Annotated in this window: 26 protein-coding genes; 13 read left to right on the top strand and 13 right to left on the bottom strand. The window is 62.8% G+C overall.

Annotated elements, in window-relative coordinates:
- Positions 1-44: 44 nt before the first annotated feature.
- Positions 45-1394, bottom strand: coding sequence for an RNA-directed DNA polymerase (locus tag ABIB95_RS34945; RefSeq protein ID WP_354246305.1), 1350 nt, complete (start codon positions 1392-1394; stop codon positions 45-47).
- A gap of 127 nt (positions 1395-1521) precedes the next feature.
- Between ABIB95_RS34945 and ABIB95_RS34940 the strand changes: the two genes are divergently transcribed.
- Together ABIB95_RS34940 and ABIB95_RS34935 are read left to right on the top strand one after the other, a co-directional pair.
- Positions 1522-2163, top strand: a complete 642-nt coding sequence (locus ABIB95_RS34940; RefSeq protein ID WP_354246302.1) for an HAD-IA family hydrolase — start codon at positions 1522-1524, stop codon at positions 2161-2163.
- A gap of 35 nt (positions 2164-2198) precedes the next feature.
- Positions 2199-3125, top strand: coding sequence for a nucleoside hydrolase (locus ABIB95_RS34935; RefSeq protein ID WP_354246299.1), 927 nt, complete (start codon positions 2199-2201; stop codon positions 3123-3125).
- A 126-nt stretch (positions 3126-3251) separates the two neighbouring features.
- Here the strand turns inward: ABIB95_RS34935 and ABIB95_RS34930 are convergent, their stop codons facing one another.
- The 3 genes from ABIB95_RS34930 to ABIB95_RS34920 all read right to left on the bottom strand — a co-directional run bounded on the left by ABIB95_RS34930 (position 3252) and on the right by ABIB95_RS34920 (position 6499).
- Positions 3252-4205: a YVTN family beta-propeller repeat protein gene (locus ABIB95_RS34930; RefSeq protein WP_354246296.1), complete on the bottom strand. Its 954-nt coding sequence runs from the start codon at positions 4203-4205 to the stop codon at positions 3252-3254.
- Between the two features lie 2 nt (positions 4206-4207).
- Positions 4208-4777, bottom strand: coding sequence for an SRPBCC family protein (locus ABIB95_RS34925; RefSeq protein WP_028154383.1), 570 nt, complete (start codon positions 4775-4777; stop codon positions 4208-4210).
- 954 nt (positions 4778-5731) lie between these two features.
- Positions 5732-6499, bottom strand: a complete 768-nt coding sequence (locus tag ABIB95_RS34920; protein ID WP_354246293.1) for an AAA family ATPase — start codon at positions 6497-6499, stop codon at positions 5732-5734.
- Positions 6500-6742: 243 nt separating this feature from the next.
- Between ABIB95_RS34920 and ABIB95_RS34915 the strand changes: the two genes are divergently transcribed.
- A complete protein-coding gene (locus ABIB95_RS34915; RefSeq protein WP_354246290.1) occupies positions 6743-8815 on the top strand; it encodes a DUF1217 domain-containing protein in 2073 nt (690 codons plus the stop codon).
- A gap of 16 nt (positions 8816-8831) precedes the next feature.
- Here ABIB95_RS34915 and ABIB95_RS34910 read toward each other — a convergent pair whose 3' ends face one another.
- The 3 genes from ABIB95_RS34910 to ABIB95_RS34900 form a co-directional block, all read right to left on the bottom strand.
- A complete protein-coding gene (locus ABIB95_RS34910; RefSeq protein WP_354246287.1) occupies positions 8832-9692 on the bottom strand; it encodes a PCC domain-containing protein in 861 nt (286 codons plus the stop codon).
- A 9-nt stretch (positions 9693-9701) separates the two neighbouring features.
- Positions 9702-11309, bottom strand: a complete 1608-nt coding sequence (locus ABIB95_RS34905) for an acyl-CoA synthetase (RefSeq protein WP_354246285.1) — start codon at positions 11307-11309, stop codon at positions 9702-9704.
- Between the two features lie 105 nt (positions 11310-11414).
- On the bottom strand, positions 11415-11912 hold the full coding sequence (locus tag ABIB95_RS34900; RefSeq protein ID WP_354246282.1) for a hypothetical protein: 498 nt from the start codon (positions 11910-11912) through the stop codon (positions 11415-11417).
- A 94-nt stretch (positions 11913-12006) separates the two neighbouring features.
- On the opposite strand from ABIB95_RS34900, the gene ABIB95_RS34895 reads away from it, so the two are divergent.
- From ABIB95_RS34895 to ABIB95_RS34885, 3 genes are all read left to right on the top strand, one after another.
- Positions 12007-12369 (top strand): hypothetical protein, encoded by a 363-nt coding sequence (locus ABIB95_RS34895; protein ID WP_354246279.1) that lies wholly within the window; start codon positions 12007-12009, stop codon positions 12367-12369.
- Positions 12370-12461: 92 nt separating this feature from the next.
- Positions 12462-12977, top strand: a complete 516-nt coding sequence (locus ABIB95_RS34890; protein WP_354246277.1) for a DUF3828 domain-containing protein — start codon at positions 12462-12464, stop codon at positions 12975-12977.
- Between the two features lie 11 nt (positions 12978-12988).
- Positions 12989-13264, top strand: a complete 276-nt coding sequence (locus ABIB95_RS34885) for a GNAT family N-acetyltransferase (protein ID WP_354246274.1) — start codon at positions 12989-12991, stop codon at positions 13262-13264.
- Between the two features lie 48 nt (positions 13265-13312).
- Here ABIB95_RS34885 and ABIB95_RS34880 read toward each other — a convergent pair whose 3' ends face one another.
- Both ABIB95_RS34880 and ABIB95_RS34875 read right to left on the bottom strand, forming a co-directional pair.
- Positions 13313-13711 (bottom strand): SPW repeat protein, encoded by a 399-nt coding sequence (locus ABIB95_RS34880; protein WP_354246271.1) that lies wholly within the window; start codon positions 13709-13711, stop codon positions 13313-13315.
- A 202-nt stretch (positions 13712-13913) separates the two neighbouring features.
- Positions 13914-14849 carry a tetratricopeptide repeat protein gene (locus ABIB95_RS34875; RefSeq protein WP_354246268.1) on the bottom strand — a complete coding sequence of 312 codons (936 nt, stop codon included), beginning with the start codon at positions 14847-14849 and terminating at the stop codon, positions 13914-13916.
- A gap of 104 nt (positions 14850-14953) precedes the next feature.
- Here ABIB95_RS34875 and ABIB95_RS34870 point away from each other — a divergent pair, with 104 nt between their 5' ends.
- Positions 14954-15223, top strand: a complete 270-nt coding sequence (locus tag ABIB95_RS34870) for a GNAT family N-acetyltransferase (RefSeq protein WP_014495087.1) — start codon at positions 14954-14956, stop codon at positions 15221-15223.
- Positions 15224-15277: 54 nt separating this feature from the next.
- Here ABIB95_RS34870 and ABIB95_RS34865 read toward each other — a convergent pair whose 3' ends face one another.
- Positions 15278-15676: a DUF3597 domain-containing protein gene (locus tag ABIB95_RS34865; RefSeq protein ID WP_028156132.1), complete on the bottom strand. Its 399-nt coding sequence runs from the start codon at positions 15674-15676 to the stop codon at positions 15278-15280.
- Between the two features lie 332 nt (positions 15677-16008).
- On the opposite strand from ABIB95_RS34865, the gene ABIB95_RS34860 reads away from it, so the two are divergent.
- The gene (locus ABIB95_RS34860; RefSeq protein WP_166341915.1) at positions 16009-16917 is read left to right on the top strand and encodes a DUF2189 domain-containing protein; all 909 of its coding nucleotides are present in this window, start codon (positions 16009-16011) and stop codon (positions 16915-16917) included.
- A gap of 135 nt (positions 16918-17052) precedes the next feature.
- On the top strand, positions 17053-17877 hold the full coding sequence (locus ABIB95_RS34855; protein ID WP_354246265.1) for a lytic murein transglycosylase: 825 nt from the start codon (positions 17053-17055) through the stop codon (positions 17875-17877).
- A gap of 60 nt (positions 17878-17937) precedes the next feature.
- Here ABIB95_RS34855 and ABIB95_RS34850 read toward each other — a convergent pair whose 3' ends face one another.
- On the bottom strand, positions 17938-18264 hold the full coding sequence (locus tag ABIB95_RS34850; RefSeq protein WP_071913656.1) for a hypothetical protein: 327 nt from the start codon (positions 18262-18264) through the stop codon (positions 17938-17940).
- Positions 18265-18904: 640 nt separating this feature from the next.
- Between ABIB95_RS34850 and ABIB95_RS34845 the strand changes: the two genes are divergently transcribed.
- The 4 genes from ABIB95_RS34845 to ABIB95_RS34830 all read left to right on the top strand — a co-directional run bounded on the left by ABIB95_RS34845 (position 18905) and on the right by ABIB95_RS34830 (position 22368).
- Positions 18905-19057 carry a DUF1127 domain-containing protein gene (locus ABIB95_RS34845; RefSeq protein ID WP_007590701.1) on the top strand — a complete coding sequence of 51 codons (153 nt, stop codon included), beginning with the start codon at positions 18905-18907 and terminating at the stop codon, positions 19055-19057.
- 125 nt (positions 19058-19182) lie between these two features.
- Complete coding sequence (gene trmFO, locus ABIB95_RS34840; RefSeq protein WP_063983139.1) at positions 19183-20610, top strand: methylenetetrahydrofolate--tRNA-(uracil(54)-C(5))-methyltransferase (FADH(2)-oxidizing) TrmFO; 1428 nt, start codon at positions 19183-19185, stop codon at positions 20608-20610.
- An 8-nt stretch (positions 20611-20618) separates the two neighbouring features.
- Positions 20619-21713 carry an AMP-binding enzyme gene (locus ABIB95_RS34835; RefSeq protein ID WP_354246262.1) on the top strand — a complete coding sequence of 365 codons (1095 nt, stop codon included), beginning with the start codon at positions 20619-20621 and terminating at the stop codon, positions 21711-21713.
- Positions 21714-21804: 91 nt separating this feature from the next.
- Positions 21805-22368, top strand: a complete 564-nt coding sequence (locus ABIB95_RS34830; RefSeq protein ID WP_354246259.1) for a CAP domain-containing protein — start codon at positions 21805-21807, stop codon at positions 22366-22368.
- Between the two features lie 12 nt (positions 22369-22380).
- Here ABIB95_RS34830 and ABIB95_RS34825 read toward each other — a convergent pair whose 3' ends face one another.
- Both ABIB95_RS34825 and ABIB95_RS34820 read right to left on the bottom strand, forming a co-directional pair.
- Complete coding sequence (locus ABIB95_RS34825; protein ID WP_354246256.1) at positions 22381-22854, bottom strand: VOC family protein; 474 nt, start codon at positions 22852-22854, stop codon at positions 22381-22383.
- Positions 22855-22976: 122 nt separating this feature from the next.
- On the bottom strand, positions 22977-24311 hold the full coding sequence (locus ABIB95_RS34820) for an MFS transporter (protein WP_354246253.1): 1335 nt from the start codon (positions 24309-24311) through the stop codon (positions 22977-22979).
- Positions 24312-24325 lie beyond the last annotated feature (14 nt).

Genomic DNA, 24325 nt, shown 5'->3' with positions numbered 1-24325 from the left:
CATCGTCTGCCATCACAAGGTGTCCACCTATTTTGGTGGACACCTCATGCATCAGAGCACCCAAAAGCAAAAGGTGCAGGGAAATTCGCGCTTACGCTCAAGTGTACGTCCACACGAAATACATGCGAGCGACTCCTAATGAGCTTTTGCAGCTCCGTCGTCACTGTCTTCTGCGTTGAAATCGACAGCTCATCGAACACTTTATCGAGCATCAAGAGTACGGAAGAGAAAATTGGATAAAGCACATCACAATTCTCTAAAATCGAAAGCACTGCGTCGTCCTTGGTCGCAGCATCCAGATATCTAACTGCAGTCACTATCTTCCGGGCCAACGCAGTATGAATTCGGCTCTTTGCCAGTTCGTTCTTCAGGAGTGTCAAGATATCGAATCGCTTGATCTCCTTACTAAGTCGTTCGTAGTCGTCCTTTGCAGTGGCCGAATAGGGATCGAAGCGTAGCGAGAAACGCAACAGCTCCCTTGAACCTTGTTCCGGGGGCTTGAGTTCGCCATCCGCGGCATCTCCATCTAGCTGAGGTCTCAGCGGGTTCGTTGCCCTAAACTCTCCAGCCGACATTATTCTCGTTTTTGACTTCTGGAGAGACAGACCTTGATTGTCAAAAAGCTTCTCAGAAACAAAAATTAGATAGCGATACGCATCCTCTCGTGATTTTGCGAATAGGTGGTAGTCGTCGGCAAATCGAGCGAACGAAATACCGTTTCCAATCATCAAGCGATCGATCTGATTTATAGTTATCTCTGACAAAATGCGCGCCGCGGGACCGCCGATAGGTAGCCCGAAGGATCGAGTGTTCGAAAAGTTACTTAGAAATTGCATAATCCTTCTGGGATAAGGAGTGTCACCCGCGATTTGCTTGAGGGCGTTCTCCAATCGGTGATGACCAAGGCGTGGGTAAAATTCCGAAATATCGCATGCAACGACAAATTCGAATTCTTGGGAGACTCTCTGGGAGTGCTCCATAAATTGAAACCAGCCATATCCGCGATCAAAAAGATCACCTGTCTCAGGATCGATTTGGTGCCGATAGGAAAATACGAGGTTGTCAGATTTCGGGGCGCGTGCATCTTCCATCTTTTGCGACAACGATAGGACGCACGCCAGAAAGTGGGCATTCCATATGGGGTCAATCTGCGTCGCCCAACGAAACCCCGAGTAGGTAACGGGAGTGAGAGAACTCACATTCAGGGGAGAGAAACGGGTAAGGTACTCTTCGAAATTCTCGTCATATTCCACAACGAGGTCGACCAACTGCTCTTGCCTATCGAAGAATGCATGATTTTCGAACGGAAACGGAAAAATGTCCGTATCACCATGTTTGATAATGTTCTGGACGGCCTGCACCGCGGCGCGTCTAAATTCCGACTTACTGACCATTTCAGCTAAGCGCCTTGCAAATATACTTCTAGTTGTATCGCAGAAGACCCCTGCACACGGCAACAGAAAACGCCGGCCAGAATTAGTGTTGATACCAAAGTTGTAATCTTAATTTCGTTCGCCCCCCATGCCCTACTCCCTCGCCATCTTCGACCTCGACGGCACGCTGGCCGACAGCTTTCCGTGGTTCCTGCGCACCATCAACGATGTCGCCGATCGCTTCAATTTTCGTCGCGTCGCGGATGACGAAATCGAAGCGCTGCGGCATGCCTCGTCGCGCGAGATCCTCGCCCGGCTCGAGGTACCGCTGTGGAAGCTGCCGGCGATCGCGCGCCATGCGCGGCGGCTGAAGGCGGAGGCGGCGGCCGAGATTCCGCTGTTTGCGGGCGTCGAGACGATGCTGCGGACGCTGGCCGGGAACGGCGTGCAGCTCGCGCTGGTGACGTCGGATAGCGAAGCCAATGCGCGCGAGAAGCTTGGCGAGTCCGCCGCCCTGTTCGCGCATTTCGACTGCGCGGCGTCGCTGTTCGGCAAGCCCGCGAAATTCCGCCGCGTGATCCGGCGCGCGGGCGTGGAGCCAGGCCGCGTGATCGCGATCGGCGACGAGGTCCGCGATATCGAGGCGGCGCGGGCGGTGGGGATTGCCTGCGGCGCGGTGAGTTGGGGCTACGCTGCGCCGGCGGCGCTGCGGGCGCTTGCGCCCGATCACATGTTCGCGCAGATGGATGAGATCGCAGACGTGGTCTGCCGGATTTCGCTCAAGGCCTGATCCGCAATCGGCACGCCCGGCCCAAGGAGACGGTGATGACACTCTCGGACGCAGCCCGCCTCAAACTGCTGGAGCCGCCGGTCGGCAAGGTGCGCGTGGTGCTCGACACCGACACCTACAACGAGATCGACGATCAATTCGCGCTGGTGCAGATGCTGCTGTCGAAGGACCGGTTCGACGTCGAGGCGATCTACGCCGCGCCGTTCTTCAACACACGCGCCGACAGTCCCGGCCACGGCATGGAGCTGAGCTACCAGGAAATCCTTCGCCTGCTGGAGCGCCTCAACGTCGCGCCGGACGGCCTCGTCCATCGCGGCGTCACCGACTATGTCGGTCCCGGCAAGACGGCGCAGGCGGCCCCCGCCGTCAACGACCTCGTGGCCCGGGCGCGCGCAGGCTCCCCTGACAATCCGCTCTACGTCATTGCGATCGGCGCCATCAGCAACGTCGCCTCGGCGCTGCTGAAGGCCCCCGACATCATCGACCGCGTGGTGGTGGTCTGGCTTGGCGGTCACGCGCTGGAATGGCCGCACACGATCGAGTTCAACCTCAAGCAGGACGTCGGCGGCGCGCAGGTGCTGTTCGACAGCGGCGTGCCGCTCGTGCTCGTGCCATGCAAGGGCGTCACCTCGCACCTTCACAGCACGGTGCCGGAGATCGAGCGCTACGTCGAACCGCATGGCAGCATCGGCGCGTTCCTCGCCATGCGCTTCAAGGACTATTCGCCCGACCATCTGGGTTGGGCCAAGGAGATCTGGGACATGGCGCCGGTCGGCTGGCTGCTGAATCCCGATTGGGCGCCGAGCGTGATCATCCCGGCCCCGGTTCTCACGGATCAGATCACGTGGAGCGTCGACCGCCGGCGGCATCCGATCCGCTACGTGACCTATGTGGATCGCAACCCGATCCTGAAGGACTTTTTCCTGAAGCTGAAGGATTTTGCCGCGCCGAAGGTGCCGTAGGGTGGGCAAAGCGACTTGTCCACCGTAGCTCGAAGAGCGAAGGCGGAAGCGTGCCCACCATTTGGTGCCGAGGCAGCGGAGAGATGGTGGGCACGGCGCGCTGCGCCTTTGCCCACCCTACGCCCCCTACTCCGTCCGCCTGAGAAACGCCCCGAACGCGCGCGGGCCGTCGCCGGTCTTGACCTCGCCGATCACCTTCAGCTCGGTGGCATCGATGATGCTCAATGTGTTGCTCTCCCAGCAGGCGACGATGACGCGCTTGCCGTCGGCGGTCGCATTGATGCCTTCGGGATAGTCGCCGACATTGATCCGCTTCACCGGCTTCAGCGTCGCCAGGTCGAACACGCTGACGGTGCCGCCATACTGGTCGGTGACGAAGCCGCGCCCTTGCGTCAGCGCTACCGCATAGGGACGCATCCCGACCGGCACGCGGCCGATCTCTTGGCTCGCGGCGATGTCGATCACGGAGACGTCGTTGGAGCCGACATTGGCGGTGTAGGCGCGTTTTCCCTCGGCATCGATGGTGACGCCGAACGGACGGGTGCCGACCTTGATGGTCGCCCTGCGCTCACGCGTCGCGGTATCGACCACCGAGACGCTGTCGTCGTCGCGGTCCGCCGAGAGCAGCAGCCTGCCATCAGGCGTCACAGCAAGACCGGACGGGGATGCGCCGACCGCGATGCTGGCCGTGATACTGCGCGAGGCCGTATCGATCACCCGCACCGCCGCCGCATACCAGTCCGCGACGTAGACCGTCTTGCCATCGGGCGTCACGGCAATGCCGAGCGGCCCACCGCCGACCTCGATCCGCCCCGAGACCTGCCGCGTTGCGGCGTCGACCACGGTCACCGCCTTGGCGTCGGGGCTCGTGACATAGGCAAAGCGCCCATCCGCGCTGACGGCCACGCCGGCCGGCTTGCCGCCGATCGGAATGGTCGCAACGCTGCGCGACGTTGCGAGGTCCACGACCATCAAATCGTCGCTGAGCTGGTTGGTGACGAACGCCTCTTCGGCGGACGCGCTGCCAATACTGGCAGCGCAAAGGCTGGCGGCGAGCGCCGCCAGGACCCGCGCCCGCACGGTCAGCTTCCGCTCTCGATCTTCTTCTTCAGCGCTTCGAGGCCGGCCTGATAGAGCCCCTTCACCGCCTTCACCGCGGCCTCGTCGCTCAGCTCAGGCGGCGGATCGTTGTTGGGGAAGCCGCGGTAGAACGCGCCCGCCCATTCCAGCGTCGCGCCCTTGCCGTCGGCGCTCGGCGTCACCGTCAGCGTCGAGGAATAATTGGTGACCGGCAGCACCTTCACGTCCACCTTGGTGATCCGGTAGGAATAGGTCATCGCGGCAGCGTCGAACTTGTAGAGTTCCTCATCGACGGTGGCGCCTCCCGTCAGGGTCAGCCGCCGCGTCGCTTCGATCTCATTGCCCTTTTCGCCCTCGGTCTTGGTAACAGGCGGCAGCCAGCTCATGTCCTGGAAATTGCCGATCGCGGCCCACACCTTGGCCGGCGGCGCATTGATCTCGATGGATTCGCGCACCTTCTGCCGGGTCGGCCCATGCGCCCAGGCCGGGCCAAACGCCGCCGTCAAAGCCACCGCGCCCGCGGCAGTCAGCACCGCGCCCATGACCGTGCGCCGTCCAATCGTCACCCTCATCTCGTTTCCTCATGCGTCTCGTGGATCGTGCGCGACTTGAGGCGCGCTGAGATCATGGTAACGCATTTTGCGGCCGAGGGGAGACCTGTTCATGGCGGCGTTGCGGCGCGCGCTCGCGCGTCCCACAACCCCTTGCGCCGCCCGGCGGGCAAAACACCCAATGGGCGGGTCAACTACACCACGCAGAAATAATTCTCTTTATCCGTATTTCGGATTATCATATAGAAGGCCATCCCACCCTGGGCCGAGGGGCGTTATCGCGATCGTCACGACACGCGGGATGGGGCGTGGTGGACGCAGGCGGCAGCGACGCGAAGGTGGTTTGCAGGGCGGGCAACCGTGAGCGAACGCCGCGCGCACACGACCGGTGCAGCCTGTGTACGGTAAAACCGTGCCGTCCTGGCGCTCGGAGCCTGTGCGCCAAGTCTTGCGGTGATGTGGCGGCCCGACCGGGCGCGCACATCAGTCATCCGCAAGGTGACGGGGGCAATAGCGCATCGCTCCCCGGGGAGAGCTCGGCATAAGCCGTAAAACCACTGCGCAGGGAAGGCCGGATGTTTGGCTTCACCTGTATGCCACTGTGCAAACTTCGTAGCGCAATTTCCGCACAGTGGACCGCGGGTGCCAGCCGGCACCCGGCCTTCCCTGCGCCCTCGGCACTTTTGGGGGAGATGAATACTGCAGAGCTCGGGCAGATCTTGCCACGAGGATGCGAATCCGTGCGTGCGATTTGAATTCGAATGCAAAGCTAGAATCTGCTCGCGTGCCCCGGACGCAGCGCAGCGCTTCCCTGGCGATGCGCAGCATCGTCCAGTGCGGCGGTGCGCTGCAGAGCCGGGGCCCATGCATCAGCGAGCGTGTGACTGCGTGAGTCCCTGCCCTGCGCCGCACCGCTACGCGCTGCAGCGCGTCCGGGACACGAGAAGAGCGAGTGCCGTGGGAGCGCGCCCTCGCCTACTCCGCCAGTGTCGCCTCCACGAACCCGCGCGGATCGTCACAGAATTCGCGCATCACCCGGTAATGATCGGTTTGCTCCACCGTCGTCGGCTCCAGGCCGTATTTGCCCAACCGCAACAGTCTCGCATTTGGATACGCCATCAGCAGAGGCGCATGGGTGGCCATGATGACCTGGCAGATGCGGGAATCGTCCATGCGTCGCAAGAGCTTCAGGAATTCGATCTGACGCGCCGGCGACAGCGCCGATTCCGGCTCGTCGAAGATGAAGATGCCCTGGCGCTGGCAGCGCTCCTCGAAGAAGCGCAGAAAACCTTCGCCATGGGAATGCGACAGGAAGTCGGGGCCGGCCTGGCCGGCATCACGTGCGGCCTTGTCGAGATATCGCGCGACCGAGAAAAAACTCTCGGCGCGAAAAAACCAGCCGTTGGTGATCTTCGGCAGCCAGCTTGCGCGCAAGGCCCTGGAAAGCTGGCCGCCCATCTTCTCCCGCGCTTCGGAATGGTCGACGGGCATGTAGCCCTTGCCTCCACCCGCATCGTCGTAGCCGGCAAGCGCTGCCATACCCTCGAGGATCGTCGACTTCCCTGTGCCATTCTCTCCGACGATGATCGTGATGGCGGCGTCGAAGTTGAGCTCGAAATCATCCGGAAAAATGGGCAGGCAAAACGGATAAGCCTCGCGATCGCGAACTTGCGACGGATCGAGCCAGACCCGCTTCAGATACGGCGCCGGCAGGTTGATCGTGCGATTGCTTCTTCGGCTCATGCCCGGCTTCCAACCCGTTCCGACCCATCTTCCAATAAGAACATATCAGGAACACAATCCTCACGAAAGCTGCATCTGAGAAACAAATGGAAACAAATTGAAATAAACCCGCCATCCGCCACCCGGGTGCGAATTAAGAAAACGTAGCTACGAGACAGTTGCCGGCATGAGGCCGGCTCCCACCTCGCGACCCCGGCAATGATTGACGGACGTCCGGGACCGTAAAGCCGCGAGGAGTGCGCGATGGTATCGACGTATTTCAGTTACAGCTACATCACGCGCAATCTCAAGCAGTCCCTCGCGCGGGTCGAACAGCAAACGGATGTCGCGCGCGAGGAGGCTTACTACAAAGCCAACATCGGCAAGGTGAAGACCGTCGATGATTTCATGAAGGACTATCGCCTGTATCATTATGCGATGAAGGCATATGGCCTGGAAGACATGGCCTACGCCAAGGCTTTCATGAAGAAGGTGCTGGAGAGCGACCTCTCCGACCCAAAGAGCTTCGTCAACAAGTTGGTGGACAAACGCTACCAGGAGTTTGCCGCGGCATTCTCCTTCAATGGCGGTGCGACGCCGGTTGCGCAATCGGAGAACCAAATCGATGAGATGATCGATCTGTACACGGCGACCAAGAAGAGCCAGGTCGATGCACTTGCCGACGACTCGAAATACTACAGCGCCGAAATCGGCAACATCAGCAGTGCAGACCAACTCCTGAACAACGACCGTCTTCGCAACTATGTCTATTCGGCATATGGGATCGATGAAAGCAAGTGGCCGCGTGACACGATAAGTCAGGTCTTGCGCAGCGATCCATCCGATCCCAACAGCTACGTCAACACCACCTTCGCTTCTCAGTTGACCGGCCTCAACGCCCAGCTTGCTCAAGCCAAATCGGATGCCAGCGCCGCTGATTTAAAGATAACCGCTTACAAGGCCCAACTATCGCAGCCGGGCGCCGACGTGAACCAGTTGAACATCCAGATCCTGGTAGAAAAAAGTCACCTGGAGTCATATACGAAAAGCATTTCCAGCCTCGGCGACCAGATATCGACGATTGGCGGGTTTGTAGACTTGGCCGGCGCGTTCGAGTTTTCGTCCGACGGGTCGCTTCCGTCAGGTGTATCCGCCCAGACTGCTGCAAATGTCGCGATCACGAAAACGCGGTTCGACGACAGCAAGGCCGCCGTCTATTCGGCAGCAAGCCCCCTTAACGAAGCCTTTGCAGTCAGGCAATTCAGAACAGCCATCCTCAAGATCAATTCAGTCCAGGCGTTCGTATCAACACCAGCCGTGTATGATTTTGCGCTGGGCGCCGTCGGCCTCGATCCCAAGGGGGTCTCGCAGGCCACGATCAAGGCTGTCCTCGAAAGCGACCTCAGTGACCCCAAGAGCTTCGTCTATACCCTCAAGGACAACCGGTACGTACAGCTTGCACACGCCTTCAACTTCGACGCAAAAGGCAATCTGACGACCCCCTTGGTGGCTCAGGACTCGGCTGAAGTCGTCGAGATTGCGAGGAACTACGTCATTGCAGCGCTGAAACAGGCAAGCCCTCAGCAGCAAGCGGCCGTCCGGGCACAAGCCACGAAAGATGCGACGGCTTATCAAGAGGCCATCGCAGGCATCGACAGCGTTTCCGACCTTCTCGCAAACAGGCCGATGGTCGATTTCATTCTCTTGGCCAAGGGTTTGGAACCCAAGAAGGTCAGCACCGAATTTCTCAAGAAGATCTTCAGCTCCGACCTGAACAACCCAAAGAGCTTCGCGAACACGCAGAGCGATCCTCGCTTTGCCGAAATCGTGGCATCGTTCAACTTCGACAGCAAGGGTAACGTCGCGCGCCTCCCGATGATGGGTCCTCAGAAGAGAGATCAATTCCGGGAAACACAGGCGAACTATCTCCAGCAAAGCCTGGAGCAGCAGCAGGGGGATACGAATCCCGGCGTACGCCTTGCGCTCTATTTCCAGCGAAAGGCGGGAGAAATCACGTCCGCATACGACATCCTTGCCGACAAGGCTCTTTCGGAGGTGTTCAGGACCACCTTCGATTTGCCTGACTCGATGGCCTCGATGCAGATCGATCAGCAAGCCAAGGTCGTGGACAAATTCATGAAGATCAAGGATCTTTCCGATCCGGCGAAGGTTGAAAAACTGTTGAGCCGGTTCTCCGCCATGTATGACGTCAGAAACAGCCAGAGCATCGGCCAGGGTCAATCTCCCTTGCTCAACCTCTTTCAAGGATCGAGCTCAGGCATATCAGGGATAAGCGAATCCACGTTCTTGGCCATCGCCAAGCTGCGTGCTCACTGATGATCGCTCGTCGGTACTAGTCCAACACCTCGAGCACCAGCTCCATGGTCATCAGCACGGGATTATCCCCACGGATCAGACGGCCCTCCGCAATGCCGCCAGTGTAGTCGATCAGGGCAATGTCGAGCGCCGCCTCCGGTGCGCCCGAACTGCCCTGTACGATCGTCCCCGCTGTCACGGCGAGCTCGGTCGCGAACGGCTCGGTCACCCCGCCATGGGTGAAGCGCGCGCCGATGGTCGAACCGACGCCGCCGTGAATCTTCGCGCGTGCGATGCCATGCGCGCGGCAGAACGCTTCGAGGCAGCCGGCAAAATCCTGGTTGGGCCGCAGCCGCAGCGCGAAGGCGCGGCTTGTCGTACGCGCGCCGGTGCTCACGCCGGGCACCGGTCCGAACAGCTTGAAATTGGTCTCGGGATCGGGCTCCGCGGTGAACATCGCACCGTCGATGCCGAACGCCTCGACCTCGAACGGCTCGGCGACAACAGTCTCGTCCGGCAGCATGTGCCCGCCGCTTGCCTTGCCGTCCGCCTCCGTCCAGAGCCCGTGGCAATGAAAGAACGGGGCGCCGTCGCGCATACCGAGCGTCATGCTGCCGAGTTTCGTCCGCGTCACGCCGCTGGGGCGAAAAGTGTCGCTGTAGAACGCCGCGTTCTCACCTGTCTTCGACAGCGCCGGCATCACATATGCGAATGGTCCGAGCGCAGCGCTGCCAAAATTCAGCACGCCACTGGCAAATCCCTCTGCCGCAAAACCACGCCGCGCGGCTTCGAGCAGCGGCAGACCCGCTTCGAGCCTGAACGAGAACGCGCGCCCCCTCGCCTCGACCCATTGCATGCGTTCGGCGACAGGCGCGCCCGGCTGCTTGATACTTCGCATCGCGTATGCTCAGCCTGCCTGTTTGTTGTCGAGATCGAGCAGTCCGCGCGCCTCGAGCTCATCGCGCACCATGCGCTTCGGGATCTTGCCATAGCCGGACTTCGGCAACGCCTCCCAGAAGAAGAATCGCTTCGGCATCTTGTAGCGCGGCACCTTCGGCAGGAGGAACGCAGCCATCTCGGCTTCGCTCACCGGCTTCTCGCCTTCGCGCGCGACGCAGACGGCGACGCCGACCTCGCCCCAGGTCGCATCGGGCACGCCGAGCACGGCAACCTCGCCGACCGCGGGATGCGTCAAGATCTTCTCCTCGATCTCGCGCGGATAGATATTGGAGCCACCGGAGATGTACATGTCGGAGGCCCGTCCCGTGATGTAGACGAACCCTTCCTCGTCCATGTGGCCGAGGTCGCCGGTGCGGAACCAGCCGTCGCGGAACGCCTTGGCATTGGCCTCGGGGTTGTCGTAGTAGCCGGCGAGCACGGCAGGCCCGATCACGCAGATCTCGCCACTCTGGTTGGCGGCCAGCTCGCTGCCCTCGTCGTCCTGGATCGAGACCTGCATGGCCGTGCGCTCGAAGCCGCAGGTGCCGATCTTCGCATAAGGTCCGTCCTCGGGATCATGCAGCGCCGCCGGCAGCACGGTGATGTTGCCGGTGACTTCGCCGAGGCCAAAATACTGCACGATGACCTTGCCGAGCTTCTTCAGCGCGGCCTTCTGGTCCTCGCGGTACATCGGCGCGCCGGCATAGATCACGTGACGCAGCGAGGAATGATCGTATTTGTCGGCGGCCGGATGCTCGACCATCATCTTCAGGATCGTCGGCACCGTGAAGAGATTGCTGACCCGATGCGCCTCGATCAGGCGGAACGCCTCGTCGATGTCGAATTTCTCCGTCGGCAGCAGCACGGTGCACACGCCGCGGGCGGTCTGCACCAGCTGATGGACGCCGGCGCCATGCGACAGCGGCGCCACCACCAGCGACGCATCCGCTTCCGTGACGCCGGGGGTGAGATCGGCGAGATGGTTGGTGACGACAAAACCCATCTGGCCGTGGGTCAGCACCGCGGCCTTGGAGCGGCCGGTGGTGCCGGAGGTGAAGAAGAACCAGCAGGGATCGTCGTGCTCGACGGCGACGTTCGCAAGGCTTGCACCGGCCTGCGAGGCGATGGCTTCCGCCACCGAGCGCTCGCCGAACGAGCCCTTGCCGTCGACGCTCCAGGTGAACTCCAGCGCACCGCCCTTCACGGCTGCAGCGTGCTCGGGAAAATCGACGTGGCACAGGAATGCCTTCGCGCCGGAGGCCTGCGCGAGATAGGTGACCTCATCCGGCATCAGGCGGAAATTGGTAGGCACCCAGACCGCACCGAGCCGGAACGCGGCGAACATCGAGAAGAACATCTCGTCGCCGTTCTTGGAATGGACGAGGATGCGGTCGCCCTTGGCAATGCCGCGCGCGGCGAGTGCGGCGGCCAGCGCCGAGACCTGCGCATCGATCTCGCGCCAGGTCCAGGATTTGTCCCCCCATACGAAACCGGGACGCGCCCCATGCCGCCGCGCATTCTGGGTCAGCATGTGAGCGAGATTCATGACGCGGCGGGACATGCGCAGGGGCTGCATCGGGCTTCCTCTTCGACGGCGGGCGGCGCACGAGCCGCCCGCTCCTTGCAGCCCATTTATCGCCATCGAATGCGGCGTAGCAAGGCCGCCGGTCGCGCATCTGCCCTACGGCTGCCTGAACGCAAACGGCGTCGCCGTGATGGCCTTCTCCTTCCAGCAGGCCTGCGCACCGAAACCGCCGCAATAGCTGCCGTGCAGATCGAATCGAATGGTGCGCGCCGCGCCACGCTTCATCGGCGGCGGCACAATCTTGTAGCGGCGGACATAGCCGTCGAACACGGGGCGCACGCTGCCATCGGGCAGAGTCACCAGGACGTTCATGACGCAGCCGCCGGTTCCGCAATAGGTGGTCTCGCGCTCCCCGCATTTGGTGTCGCGGAAATCGACGATGTAGTCCTCACGGCCGTCGCCGGTCAGATCGATCTTGCGCACGGTGTCCGGCGCGAAGGTCACCAGGCCACCATCCTGGCTGTCGCATTCCTCATTGGCGGAGCGCAGCGCCTGCTGCACGGCGGGCGGATAATCGGAGGGATTGAACGGTTTTGCATCGTCGGCGCGCGCAGCGGTGGCGAGCAGTGTGAGCAGGAGGATCAGATAGCGCATTCGCGTTTGTCGCCGGCGCAGCCGCGACCGTTCAGGGAATTTTAAACATGATCGGCGCAACCTCAGCCAGTTCTCGCGTACAGAGTGCCGCATCATGGTCAAAGGGCCCGCCTTCCTCCTGTTGTCGCTGGCGCTCGCCGGATGTGCCGTGGCGCCTCAGGCGCACCTCTCCGCCGACCCCGCCTTCAAGCCTGCGCGCTATGCCTGGGACGGCGCCGGCGAGGATCCCAACCAGCCACGTTCCGGGGCTCCGCGTGCCACCCGCGCCGACGCCAGCTCCGAGCGCAACAGGTCGCAAGCCGGACTTCAGCCCTATTCGAAGGAATGGTGGCAGGCCCAGGACGGCATTGAGGCCGAGCAGGACGCCAAGGTCACCCGCTCCCTCGTCATCTGCCAGGGTTGCCTCCGCCCGCAGCCGCAATCTGAAGATTCCAGGCTCGCCAAAGCGACCGATTGAACCGAGCGGCCGCGCCATCGGTCTACAGAGATACGCGCTGACGCCGGCCGCTCCGGCCCTGCGGTCGCACGTCATTATCTCAGGGACATTTCATGCTCACCCGTCGGACCTTCGTCGCCGTCTCTCTGCTTACCACCGCCTCCCCGGCATTCGCCGTGATGCCTGCCTCCAGCGACCCCGTCGCGATCCTGACCGCCATCTACACGCGCGCAGCCAAGGGCAAAGGCGATGGCGGCGGCGCCTTCGTCATCGAGAACAAGGCGGCCAAAACAAGATATCTCTCGAGGGCGCTGGTCGCGCTGTGGGCCAAGGCGGATGCGCATACGCCGAAGGGCGACGTTGGTCCGGTCGATTTCGATCCTGTCACCAACTCGCAAGAACCGGACGTGAAATCCTTCAAGGTTGACGCAGAGAAGATGGAGGCCGACAAGGCGACGATCGCGGTGACCATCACCGGCCACCGCAACGACCGCAAACCCGCCGACCAGATCGTGCGCTATGACTTCGTGCGCGAGGGCAATAGCTGGCGGATCGACGACATCAAGGGCTCGTCCGACGGCGAGGCCTGGTCGATCCGCAAGATGCTGGCGGACTCGTTGAAGACCTGACGGGAGACACCATGAGCGACGTCATCGATAACAAGGCCGGTCATCGCTTCGAGCTGGAGGTGGAGGGCCATCTCGCGACCGAACACTACAAGCTCGACGGCAACGTCATCACCTTCGAGCATACCGACGTGCCGAAAGAGCTCGGTGGCAAGGGCGTCGGCTCGAAGCTGGTGCAAGGCGCGCTCGACCAGGTCCGCGCGGCCGGCTTGAAACTGATCCCGCAATGCCCGTTCGTGAAGGCGTGGATCGAGAAACATCCGGAGTATGCGGATTTGGTGAAGAGATAGCGAGCGCAGGCCTGCCGAGCGCGCGGCAGGCCTGCTCAAATCTACCGCCTATTGCCCATGCTTCAGCATATCCTGGTCACTCAGACCCCAGTCCTGCCACAGCTGGAGCACGCCGAGGATCACCGCCACCGCTCCGAGACTCGTATGGTAGATCCGGAGAAAGCCTTCGCCGGAATAACCGAACACATAGGGCGAGACGATAAGCCACAGCCCAACCAGGATCGTCGCCACCTCCTGCCAGCGCTGCAACGCGACATATTCGAGCTGGCTCAGGCCAAATACGACGAGGCCGATTGCGACCGTGTTCAGGATCATCGTCTGGCGTTCGACGACCGGCGAGTGATCCTGGATGGGGAACCACGGCGATGCGACAATCAGCGCGCCGAGCAGCATCCCGCACCAATCTTCCCATGTTCGATGAGTCTTGATGAAACTAAAGTCCGACATCGTACCCTCCTCCAAAAGAGGCATACGTCAGCGGCTGGCGATCATGACACTCCGAATGTCTAGCGACCGTGCCGGCCGCATTCGGGCGTATGTCCTGTAACGAGACGTGGGGAACCGGGTGCACGATTGCAAGACGGACTGATGTTTTTTGCCAGCGAGGCGGCATTAGCGAACTATGGCTCACGCGTTGATCGAACGCTCGCTACAGAGCCCCAAGCTTCTGCAGTGCATCATGGGCGGACGGCAGGCCTGGACGCAATTCCAGCGCCTTCCGGAAATCGGCAATCGCGCCCTGCCTGTCGCCGAGGCGCAGCCTGGCCTGGCCGCGGTTGTTCCAGGAGAACACGTCGGAGGGATCGTATTGCAGCGCCTTGTCGTAGTCGGCGAGGCCGCCCTTGTTGTCGCCCCGAAAGAGCCGGATCATGCCGCGATTGCGCCAGCCGCGTGCGTCGGTCGGCGCGACGCGGATCGCCTCGCCGTAGTCGGCGGCGGCCCGATCGAGCTGCTCGCTGTCACGATAGACATTGCCGCGGTCGATATAGGCAATCAGATCCGGTGCCAGCCTGATCCGCATGCTGTAGTCGGCGAGCGCATGCGCGGTGTCGTGCTTGCGGGCGTAGACGAAGCCGCGGTTGGCGTAGGCGGTGACATAGTTGGGATCGCGCTCGATCGCCGCGTCGAAATCGGCAATGGCGCCGTCGAGGTCGCCCTTGTTGAAACGGGCCTCGCCGCGGTTGCTATGGGCCAGCGCCAGCGACGGATCGAGCTTGATGGCCTGGTCATAATCGGCGATGGCACGATCATAGTCGCGCCTGAAGCTGTAGACGCGGCCGCGATTGTTGTAGGCGCAGGCATAGCCGGGAGCGAGCCGGACCGCCTCGTCGAGATCGGACAACGCGGCGTCGAGCTCGCGTTTCTCGGTGAGCCCATGGCCGCGATTGCAATAGGCGCCGGCGAGTCTCTGCCCGCTCTCGCTCCTGGTATCGATCACGGTCGAGCAGGCTTTGATCCGCGCGTCCGGCGTGCTGGTCAGCCCAACGCAGGCCTCCCAGACCGGCCCCCCTTCGGCCGCAGCCGATACCGGCGCGGTCGAGGCGAGCGCCGCAAGCAGCGCCATGAGGCTGAGCGGGACACGCATTTTCCGGATATCTCCCCTGCGGCAACCTCCCTTGGTCGCACCTTGGCAAGAGCCGGTTCAGGCGCCTAGATCAGAGAACACGCAGCGCTTCGAAGGGATCTGGCATGGCGGTACGGGACAACAAGGACAGGAGTCGCTTCGAGCTCGATGCGGGCAACGAAATCGCCTTCGCCAATTACCGGCTGACGCCGTCGGCCGTGATCATCACCCATACCGAGACGCCGCGCGCGCTACGCGGCCGCGGCATTGCATCCGAGCTGGTCAAGGGCGCGCTGGACTTGATCCGCCGCGACGGCAAGAAGGTGATCGCCGGCTGCGGCTTCGTCGTCGACTATCTCGACAGGCATCCGGAGGAAGCAGACCTCGTCGCCTGAATGCAAAAGGGGCCCGCGAGATCGCGGGCCCCTGGCTTACGACCGAGCAATCGGTCAGTGCTTGATCTCCGGCGGCAGCTTGCCGCCGTTGGCGGCGAGCTTGGACATCACCTGCTTGTGCAGCCAGACGTTCATGCTCGCCGAGTCGTTCATGTCACCGCTGTAGCCGAGCTCCTTGGCGAGGTCCTTGCGCGCGGCAAGGCTGGAGTCGATGTCGAGCGCCTTCATGAGGTCGACGATCGAGGTGCGCCATTCCAGCTTCTCCTTCTGGGCAGCGACCAGCTTGTCGACGATGGCCGCAACGTCCACGGTTGCCATCGGCGCGGCAGCAGGCGCCGATCCGCCCGGCGCGGCGCTGGCGGGTGCGCTACCCGAGGGTGCGCCACCTGCGGGCGCGGCGGAAGCCGGATGGCTGCCGAAGATCGCGCCCATGATTTTCCCGAAAATGCTCATGTCTTCTCCCCGAAAAGGATCCGTTGGAAGGGCCTTGAGTGGCACTTATAAACGAAGTTACTGCGTTACGCCCGCGAAGTTCTGCGAACCGACAACCAGCATCAGCTTATCTGCGGCGAAATGACGACCGAATGACATCAGTGAGGTTGCGGTGCGGCATCGAATCTCAACCAAGCGTGTGGGACAGGACTCGGAAATGGGCGTACGCTCCACTTTCAGTTCGCGATGACGTCCGGAATTCGCGTCTGGCCGGAATCGCGAAACTCAGAAAAGCGGCCGCTTGCGCCGTTGCCGGCGCCGAATTCGGCTGCATGGCAAGGGAGCTAGCGACCATGGCCACACTCTACCCGGGCAATGTCCCCACTGTGGCCCAGCCCGCGGATGCGGCTGGACCGGTGATCCGAACCATCCAACTGTCCGATCTGCACGACGCGCTCAGGCGCGGCTGGGAAGATTTCAAGGCGGTGCCGAGCCACGCCATCATCCTCTGCGTGATCTATCCGGTGCTGGGCCTCGTGCTCGCCCGCGCGGTGATGGGCTATTCGGTGCTGCCGCTGTTGTTCCCACTGGCCGCAGGCTTCGCGCTGATCGGCCCGTTCGCCGCGCTCGGTCTCTATGAGCTCTCCAGCCGGCGCGAACGTTATGAGGAGGCCAGCGCCTGGAATGCCATGGAGGTGCTGCGCTCGCCTTCGTTCGGCGCCATGCTCGGTCTCGGCACGCTGCTGCTCGCTCTGTTCGTGACCTGGGTTGCGACCGCTCAGGCGATCTATGTCGCGGCGTTCGGCTATGAGGGCGCGACCGGGATCTCTGATTTCATGACGCGCGTGCTGACGACCCAGCAAGGCTGGTGGCTGATCGTGGTCGGCTGCGGCACCGGCTTCCTGTTTGCGCTTGCCGCGCTCTGCATCAGCGCCGTGTCGTTCCCCTTGATGCTCGACCGCCATGCCGGCGCATTCGAGGCGATGGTGACGTCGCTGCGCGTCGTCGCCAAGAACCCGGTGCCGATGGCGGCCTGGGGCCTGATCGTCGCGGTGCTGCTGGCGCTCGGGACGATTCCGGCGTTCCTTGGCCTTGCCGTGGTGATCCCCCTGCTCGGCCACGCCACCTGGCACCTCTACCGCAAGGTGATCGTCTCGGAGCCCGGTGCACGTCCGGTGCCGCCCCCGCCGCATCGCCCGCGCAAGCCGGCCGCCGACTTCCCCGCCAACCTCTTCCCCTGGCGCAATCGGACGGACGCCTGACGATATCGTGACATGCGATCCTGCCCGGGCTCGGCTCGGGCAGGATTGCGTGCTGTCATACGCCTTGCTTTGGCCGCGGTTACAATCGAAATTGTGCCCGCCGGTCAGATCACTTCACGGAATCCATTTCATCTGATGACCCCGACGATTTCTCGTCTCGCTCTCGCAGCCCTCGCCCTCTCCGCGTCAATCCTAACCGCCCAGCCAGCCCTCGCCGCTGTTGCCTGCGGCTCGGGCAATTTCGACGCCTGGCTCGCGGACTTCAAAGCCGACGCCGCGGCCAAGGGCGTCTCGCAGCAGGCCGTTGCCGCCGGGCTTGCCGGCGTGACGCTCGATCAGAGCGTGCTCAACCGGGACCGCTCGCAAAAAGTCTTCACCCAGACCTTCGAGGAGTTCTCCGGCCGCATGGTGCCGCCGCGCATGCAGCGCGGCTCCAACATGATGAAGCAATACGGCTCGGTGCTGTCCCGCATCGAACAGACCTATGGCGTGCCCGGCGAGGTGCTGGTCGCGATCTGGGGTCTCGAGACCGATTTCGGCATCAACACCGGCAAGTTCGCCACCATCCGCTCGCTGGCAACGCTGGCCTATGATTGCCGTCGCTCCGACCAGTTTCGTGCCGAGCTGCTGGATGCGCTGCGCATCGTCCAGCGCGGTGACCTCGCCCCCGCCGACATGAAGGGCGCATGGGCCGGCGAGCTCGGCCAGACCCAGTTCATGCCGTCGTCCTGGATGAAATACGCCGTCGATTTCGACGGCAACGGCAAGCGCGACCTCTTGCACAACGCGCCCGACGTGCTCGCCTCCACCGCCAATTATCTCGCCGGCTACGGCTGGCAGCGCGGCAAGGATTGGCAGCCGGGCAGTCCGAATTTTGCGGTATTGCAGCAGTGGAATAAGAGCGAAGTCTACTCCAAGACCGTCGCCTATTTCGCGACCCAGCTCGCACGCGCCCCTTAAATAGCGCCCGACAGGACGCGTAGGGCCGATCGCCCGGCGATCGGCCCTCTCTTGGTGCGTTTACTTCCCCATGGTGGCGTTCATCGCCTTGTTCAGGTGCGCGCCGCACACACCCATTTTGCCGTTGAGAAGCGCGTCCTGCGCAGCCGCGATCTCCTTCTGCGCCACGAACTTGCTGTCGCCGTCGGCCATGTTCTCGATCGCGGTCTCCGTCTTCTCCAGATTGGCCGAGCTGCAGCCGCCCATGGCGTGCTTGGCAGCCTGGGCCGGCGCGACGGCGAACGCGACGGCGGCAATTGCGATAACCCCGAGTAACTTCGTCATGATGTTACTTTCCTTCTCTTGTTCTTGTGACAGAACCAGCGACATTGCCGGAATCTGCGACATGACTTTCCTCCGGGCGCGGCAACTTGCCGCAATAAATTCCTCGCGAGAATTGCGTGATGTTGCGCGCGGCGCAGAGGCACCATGCGAAATTTCTGATTTTCATTACACCCTTGTAATGAACGCCACACGTTCGGCGTGTGTGCACCGCACCAAGGAGGCGGCTGCGGTCTGAAACGAGGCAGGGTGAGTTTCGACAGGCTCCACGGCCGGTCGCCTGGTGATCCGCCAGCCCTGAGCGAGTCGGATCGGCGGGATCCGGTCGCGTGGCACCTCTCATATGAATGAATTTATATTCACCTCTATAGTTCCACTATCATGCGATTCGCGCATGCGAGACTTGGGTGCAGACGCTGACTGATCGCCTTGAGAACAGTTGGAACCCTACCTATTTCCATTTCACCGGTAACGAGATTGTTTGCAGTAAACCCGTGAATTCACGGTGATTTATGGCAAAGCATTCCCTATTTCGCCTACCCTTTGGGCGAGAGTGCCCCCGGGTTAATCGTCCGTTACCAGCGCTATGCACCCCGCGCTTAGCTGCATCGCAACATCGGAACTTTCGCACTGCACCACTCTCATCTATATTCATTTCAACGATGAGGCCCGGGCAAGGGCTGAATCGAACTACAGGAGACTACCAATGCTGCTCTCGCTCATCCGCATGATCCAGGCTTTCCGGGACTATCAGCGCAATGTTGCCGAGCTGTCCCAGCTCAGCGATCGCGAACTGGCCGACATCGGCCTCGATCGCTCGGACATCCCGCGCGTTGCCGCCGGTCAGTATCAGGGCTGATTTCGTTCAGCCCTTCACCGGACGAACCGATAGCGCCCGCTTCGTGCGGGCGTTGTCGTTTCTGATGGCAGAAAACTCCATCTCGGCGATTCCACTGACCGCCGAAAAGCGCTACCTGTCCGCCCATGACAGGACCCCAATCCAACATTGTGCACGTGATCGGCGCTGGCCTTGCCGGTTCCGAAGCTGCCTGGCAGGTCGCCAAATCCGGCGTGCCCGTGGTGCTGCACGAGATGCGGCCGGACCGCATGACCGAGGCGCACCGCACCGATGGGCTCGCTGAGCTCGTCTGCTCCAATTCGTTCCGCTCGGACGACGCCGCCAACAACGCCGTCGGCCTGCTGCACGCCGAAATGCGCCGGCTCGGCTCGCTGATCATGCGCGCGGCCGACGCCAACCAGGTGCCCGCCGGCGGCGCGCTCGCGGTTGACCGCGACGGCTTCTCGGCGGCCGTCACCAAGGCGCTCAACGACCACCCCCTGATCGAGATCGCCCGCGGCGAGGTTTCAGGCCTGCCGCCGGCCGACTGGAGCAACGTCATTGTTGCGACCGGCCCCCTCACCTCCGCGCCACTCGCCGACGCCATTCGCGAGCTTACCGACGAGAACGCGCTCGCCTTCTTCGACGCGATCGCGCCGATCGTGCATCGCGAGTCCATCGACATGTCAGTGGCCTGGTTCCAGTCGCGCTACGACAAGGTCGGCCCCGGCGGCACCGGCGCCGACTACATCAACTGCCCCATGACCAAGGAGCAGTATGACGGCTTCGTCGCCGCGCTGATCGCGGGCGAGAAGACCGAGTTCAAGGAATGGGAGACCAACACGCCCTATTTCGACGGCTGCTTGCCGATCGAGGTGATGGCGGAGCGCGGCCCCGAGACGTTGCGCCACGGCCCGATGAAGCCGGTCGGCCTCACCAACCCGCACGATCCCACCACGAAAGCCTACGCCATCGTACAGCTGCGCCAGGACAACAAGCTCGGCACGCTCTACAACATCGTCGGCTTCCAGACGAAGCTGAAATACGGCGAACAGCAGCGCATCTTCCGCAGCATTCCGGGGCTGGAGAAGGCCGAATTCGCCCGCCTTGGCGGCCTGCATCGCAACACCTTCCTCAATTCGCCAAAGCTGCTCGACGGCCAGCTGCGCCTGCGCGCGCAGCCCCGGCTGCGCTTCGCCGGTCAGATGACCGGCTGCGAGGGCTACGTGGAATCCGCCAGCGTCGGCCTGATCGCCGGTCTCTATGCGGCAGCGGATGCGCGCGGCGAAACACTGGCGAGCCCGCCTGCCACGACGGCACTGGGATCGCTGCTCGGTCACATCACCGGCGGCCATATCGAGACCATCGAGCCCGGTACGCGCTCGTTCCAGCCGATGAACATCAATTTCGGCCTGTTCCCGCCGCTCGCGAGCGCGCCGACGAAGAAGCCCGACGGCACCCGCCTGCGCGGCAACGAGAAGACGGTGGCCAAGAAGCAGGCGATGAGCGCGCTGGCGCTCGCCGATCTCGATCGCTGGATCGCCGATCACCTGCGCATCGCCGCAGCCGCGTGAGTTTTTCGATGAGTCTTCCCAAAGACGACGCCGCGACACTGTCGGCGCGCTGGACCGAGGGCGTGCTGCTCAAGCGCGACGTGTTCTCGACCGTCGAGCGCGGCCGCTTCCGCGGTGACAGCTGCGAGGTCGACGCCGTGCTGCGCCGGCTCGACGAAGTGCCGTGGTGGTCATTTCCCCTGGCGCGCCACCTCTTCGCGCGTGAGAAGCACGCGCTGGCGCTGGCAAAAGGACTCAATGTCGGCCCCGATTTGCTGTGGGCCGGCCGCCGGGCGCTCGTGCGCGGCTTTGTCGACGGCGTCGCGCTCCATCTCGCCAAGCCGCATGGCGACCTCGCCTATTTCCGCTCGGCCAAGGCGGCGCTACGCCGGCTGCGCCGCGCCGGCATCTGCCACAACGATCTCGCCAAGGAGCAGAACTGGCTGGTCGGCCGCGACGGCCGCGCCTACGTGACCGACTTCCAGCTCGCGGCCTGCTTCAACCGACGTGGCCGGCTCTACCGCATCCTCGCCTACGAGGACCTCCGGCATCTGCTCAAGCACAAGCGTTCCTATGCACCCGAGGCGCTGACGCCGCGCGAGCGAAAGATCCTGGCGAAGAAATCATTCGCCGCCAGCCTGTGGCTCGCGACCGGCAAGAAGGTCTATCGCGCGATCACGCGCGGCCTGTTCAACTTCACCGACCGCGAGGGTGGCGGCCGCCGGCTGGTCAACGACGCGCCGGTGCTGGCCGAGCTGATCCGCAAGAACCCGGCCGTGCGCGACACCGCCATCGTCGCCTTCGCCGACCGCCGCTCCGGCGTCGGGCTCTATGCCTTCGTCGAGGCCGATCAGGCCACGCTTGAAGGCGAGCTTCGCAGCGAGCTTTCGGCCGCCAAGGGTCCAAAGCCGCCGGAGCACATCCAGATCGTACACGCGCTGCCCCGCGATACCAGCGGCAAGCCGCGGACCGAGATCCTGCAACTGGTCGCCATGAACCAGCTCGACCTGATCGAGCCGATGATGAAGAACGACCAGGACCGCGCCTTCCTCAAGGACATCCTGGAACAGCGGAAGAACCTGCGGGACCGTTTCAACTTCGAGGCCGACCTGCCGGCGAGCTGACGGGTTGCTCGCGCCTTGAAGCGTCCACATTGGCGATAGAGAAGCGATCGGATCATTCGGGCGGCGGGTCATGGGCATTCGGGGGATGATGATGCATCGTGTCGTTGGCAGCGTGATCGCTGGCCTTCTGCTGCTCGCAGCTGCGCCCGCGATGGCCGACTCCCCGGCAGAGCTGATCTCCGGTTTTCGCCTCAAGAACGGCGAGGTCCGCGTCGTCCGCGATTCAACCCTCGACCGCATCGCCATGGACCAGGCCCGCGCGATGGCGGCGAAGGACGACCTCAGCCACGACGCGCTCGGCCCGTTCAACCGGCGCGTCGCACCGGCCGGCGCGGGCCGCGCCGCCGAGAACATCGCCTACGGCTACGACAATTTCGAGAAGACGCTGGGACAGTGGATCGACTCGTCCGGGCATCGCAAGAACCTGCTGCTGCACAACGCCTCCCGCGTCGGTATCGCAAGCGCCAAGAATGCCAGCGGCAAGCGAACCTATTGGGCCATGGTGATCGCGGGCGACTACGAGCCGAAGGGCAAGGGCAAAGGTAAAGGCAAGAAGGACGAGGAGCCGCTGGTTGCCGTGAAGCGCGAGGCCGCGCCCGCCAGCAAGCCGAAATCCAGCAGCTGCCACGTCAAGCTGCTCGGCCTCTGCATCTGAGGCGAGATGATTTCAGCCGCGGCGCGCGGCCTCGATCGCGGCGACATCGATCTTCGTCATGCCCATCATCGCATCGAAGGCGCGCTTTGCCTCGGCGCCGCCGGTCGCCAATGCCTCAGTCAACGCCCGTGGCGTGATCTGCCAGGAGAGGCCCCATCTGTCCTTGCACCAGCCGCAGGCGCTCTCCTGCCCGCCATTGCCGATGATGGCGTTCCAATAGCGGTCGGTCTCCTCCTGATCGTCGGTCGCGATCTGGAACGAGAAAGCCTCGTTGTGCTTGAAAATCGGACCGCCGTTGAGGCCGAGACAGGCAACGCCGGCAACCGTAAACTCGACGGTCAGCACATCGCCCGCCCTGCCGGAGGGGTAATCGCTGGGCGCGTGATGGACGGCGCTTACGGCGCTATCGGGAAATGTTTCGGCATAGAAGCGGGCGGCCGCCTCGGCGTCCTTGTCGTACCAGAGGCAAATCGTGTTCTTCGCCATTGCGCGTCCCCTTCGGTTCCGGGCCATCACACCGCCATCCATTGAGAATGGACGGCGGTGTGATGTCTTTCGCCTAGATACCCTCTTGAATGCGCCTCACCAAGGCGCGCCAATGCCGCGGCCTATGCGACCCGGGGTTCCGCCACGTCCCTGGCTTTCAGGTCTCGCGGAAGCACCGTCAGCAGCAGCAACGCACAGAGCACGCACAAGCCGCCAATGACATAGAGCGCGGGTGTCGTGCTGCCGGTCACATCCTTGACCGAGCCAACCATGACCGGGCTGACGATGCCGCCGACCTGCCCCAGCGTGTTGATGAGCGCGATCCCGCTCGCCGCCCCCGCACCGGTGAGAATTTTCGGAGGCAGCGTCCAGAATGTCGGAATGGCCGCAACCACGCCGGCACCAAGAATGGCAAGCGCGCCAACCAGCGTGACGACATTCCTGTCGAATGCACCGGACGCGAAGAAGCCCACGGCCGCGGTCAGAATCAAGGCTGCGACAAATTTCGGGCGCTCGCCCGATGCATCCGACAATCGGCCTACGATAATCATGCAGATGGCGCCGCAGATATAGGGTACGGCGGTCAGGAAGCCGATCGCGGCTGCACTGCCTCCCCCGGCCGCCTTGATCAGGTCGGGCGCCCAGAAATTGAGGCCGTAGGAGGCGATCTGGATCAGGAAGTAGATGAATCCGAGCAGCAGCACGCCGGGCATGAGCAGCGAGCGCCATGCCGAATGCTCGCCGATCTCGCTCTTCTGGCGGTCCAGCTGAACCGAGATCAACCGGCGCTCGTCGTCGCTCAACCATTCGGCCTGCTCGATCCCGTCGTCGAAGCGCAGCAGCACGACGAAGCCCAGCGCAACGCAGGGAATGCCGCCAGCCAGAAACAGCCACTGCCAACCGGCCAGACCGTGCAGCCCGTTCAGATAGTTGAGGATGAGACCCGAGATCGGCGCGCCAATGATCCCCGAGAATGCAGTGGCGAGGAAGAACACCGACGTCATGCGGCCGCGATGCGATTTTGGAAACCAGAGTGTCAGGTAATAGAGAATGCCAGGCGCAAATCCCGCCTCCATGGCGCCAATCACGAAGCGCAACGCATAGAACTGCCACTCGCTATGAACGAAGACCATCGCCGCCGTCGCCAGCCCCCAGGAAATCATGATGCGGGCGATCCAGCGCCGCGCGCCTAAGCGATAGAGCAGCATGTTGCTCGGCACTTCCAGCAGGACGTAACCAACGACGAACAGGCTGGCGCCAAATCCGTAGGCTGTGTTGCTGAGGCCGAGATCGGCCTGGAGCGCAGCCTTGGCGAAGCTGATGTTGACGCGGTCGAAGAACGCAAAGAAGTAGCAGACAATGATCAGCGGCATCAGCCGCCACGCGATCTTCTTGATGACCTGATGCTCTGTGAGTCCAGTATCGAGGTCGGCAGTCGCCGCCGTGGCAATCGTCATGGTTTCCTCCAATG

The sequence above is a fragment of the Bradyrhizobium sp. LA2.1 genome (genome assembly GCF_040547725.1).
Taxonomy (GTDB): Bacteria; Pseudomonadota; Alphaproteobacteria; order Rhizobiales; family Xanthobacteraceae; genus Bradyrhizobium; species Bradyrhizobium barranii.
This window is presented reverse-complemented; position numbering and strand designations above follow the sequence as displayed.

Bases quoted from the DNA above. Each gene is read 5' to 3' on its own strand.
- ABIB95_RS34945 (WP_354246305.1), bottom strand. From the start codon at position 1,394: ATGGTCAGTAAGTCGGAATTTAGACGCGCCGCGGTGCAGGCCGTCCAG.
- ABIB95_RS34940 (WP_354246302.1), top strand. From the start codon at position 1,522: ATGCCCTACTCCCTCGCCATCTTCGACCTCGACGGCACGCTGGCCGAC.
- ABIB95_RS34935 (WP_354246299.1), top strand. From the start codon at position 2,199: ATGACACTCTCGGACGCAGCCCGCCTCAAACTGCTGGAGCCGCCGGTC.
- ABIB95_RS34925 (WP_028154383.1), bottom strand. From the start codon at position 4,777: ATGAGGGTGACGATTGGACGGCGCACGGTCATGGGCGCGGTGCTGACT.
- ABIB95_RS34920 (WP_354246293.1), bottom strand. From the start codon at position 6,499: ATGAGCCGAAGAAGCAATCGCACGATCAACCTGCCGGCGCCGTATCTG.
- ABIB95_RS34915 (WP_354246290.1), top strand. From the start codon at position 6,743: ATGGTATCGACGTATTTCAGTTACAGCTACATCACGCGCAATCTCAAG.
- ABIB95_RS34910 (WP_354246287.1), bottom strand. From the start codon at position 9,692: ATGCGAAGTATCAAGCAGCCGGGCGCGCCTGTCGCCGAACGCATGCAA.
- ABIB95_RS34905 (WP_354246285.1), bottom strand. From the start codon at position 11,309: ATGCAGCCCCTGCGCATGTCCCGCCGCGTCATGAATCTCGCTCACATG.
- ABIB95_RS34900 (WP_354246282.1), bottom strand. From the start codon at position 11,912: ATGCGCTATCTGATCCTCCTGCTCACACTGCTCGCCACCGCTGCGCGC.
- ABIB95_RS34895 (WP_354246279.1), top strand. From the start codon at position 12,007: ATGGTCAAAGGGCCCGCCTTCCTCCTGTTGTCGCTGGCGCTCGCCGGA.
- ABIB95_RS34890 (WP_354246277.1), top strand. From the start codon at position 12,462: ATGCTCACCCGTCGGACCTTCGTCGCCGTCTCTCTGCTTACCACCGCC.
- ABIB95_RS34885 (WP_354246274.1), top strand. From the start codon at position 12,989: ATGAGCGACGTCATCGATAACAAGGCCGGTCATCGCTTCGAGCTGGAG.
- ABIB95_RS34880 (WP_354246271.1), bottom strand. From the start codon at position 13,711: ATGTCGGACTTTAGTTTCATCAAGACTCATCGAACATGGGAAGATTGG.
- ABIB95_RS34875 (WP_354246268.1), bottom strand. From the start codon at position 14,849: ATGCGTGTCCCGCTCAGCCTCATGGCGCTGCTTGCGGCGCTCGCCTCG.
- ABIB95_RS34870 (WP_014495087.1), top strand. From the start codon at position 14,954: ATGGCGGTACGGGACAACAAGGACAGGAGTCGCTTCGAGCTCGATGCG.
- ABIB95_RS34865 (WP_028156132.1), bottom strand. From the start codon at position 15,676: ATGAGCATTTTCGGGAAAATCATGGGCGCGATCTTCGGCAGCCATCCG.
- ABIB95_RS34860 (WP_166341915.1), top strand. From the start codon at position 16,009: ATGGCCACACTCTACCCGGGCAATGTCCCCACTGTGGCCCAGCCCGCG.
- ABIB95_RS34855 (WP_354246265.1), top strand. From the start codon at position 17,053: ATGACCCCGACGATTTCTCGTCTCGCTCTCGCAGCCCTCGCCCTCTCC.
- ABIB95_RS34850 (WP_071913656.1), bottom strand. From the start codon at position 18,264: ATGTCGCAGATTCCGGCAATGTCGCTGGTTCTGTCACAAGAACAAGAG.
- ABIB95_RS34845 (WP_007590701.1), top strand. From the start codon at position 18,905: ATGCTGCTCTCGCTCATCCGCATGATCCAGGCTTTCCGGGACTATCAG.
- trmFO (WP_063983139.1), top strand. From the start codon at position 19,183: ATGACAGGACCCCAATCCAACATTGTGCACGTGATCGGCGCTGGCCTT.
- ABIB95_RS34835 (WP_354246262.1), top strand. From the start codon at position 20,619: ATGAGTCTTCCCAAAGACGACGCCGCGACACTGTCGGCGCGCTGGACC.
- ABIB95_RS34830 (WP_354246259.1), top strand. From the start codon at position 21,805: ATGCATCGTGTCGTTGGCAGCGTGATCGCTGGCCTTCTGCTGCTCGCA.
- ABIB95_RS34825 (WP_354246256.1), bottom strand. From the start codon at position 22,854: ATGGCGAAGAACACGATTTGCCTCTGGTACGACAAGGACGCCGAGGCG.
- ABIB95_RS34820 (WP_354246253.1), bottom strand. From the start codon at position 24,311: ATGACGATTGCCACGGCGGCGACTGCCGACCTCGATACTGGACTCACA.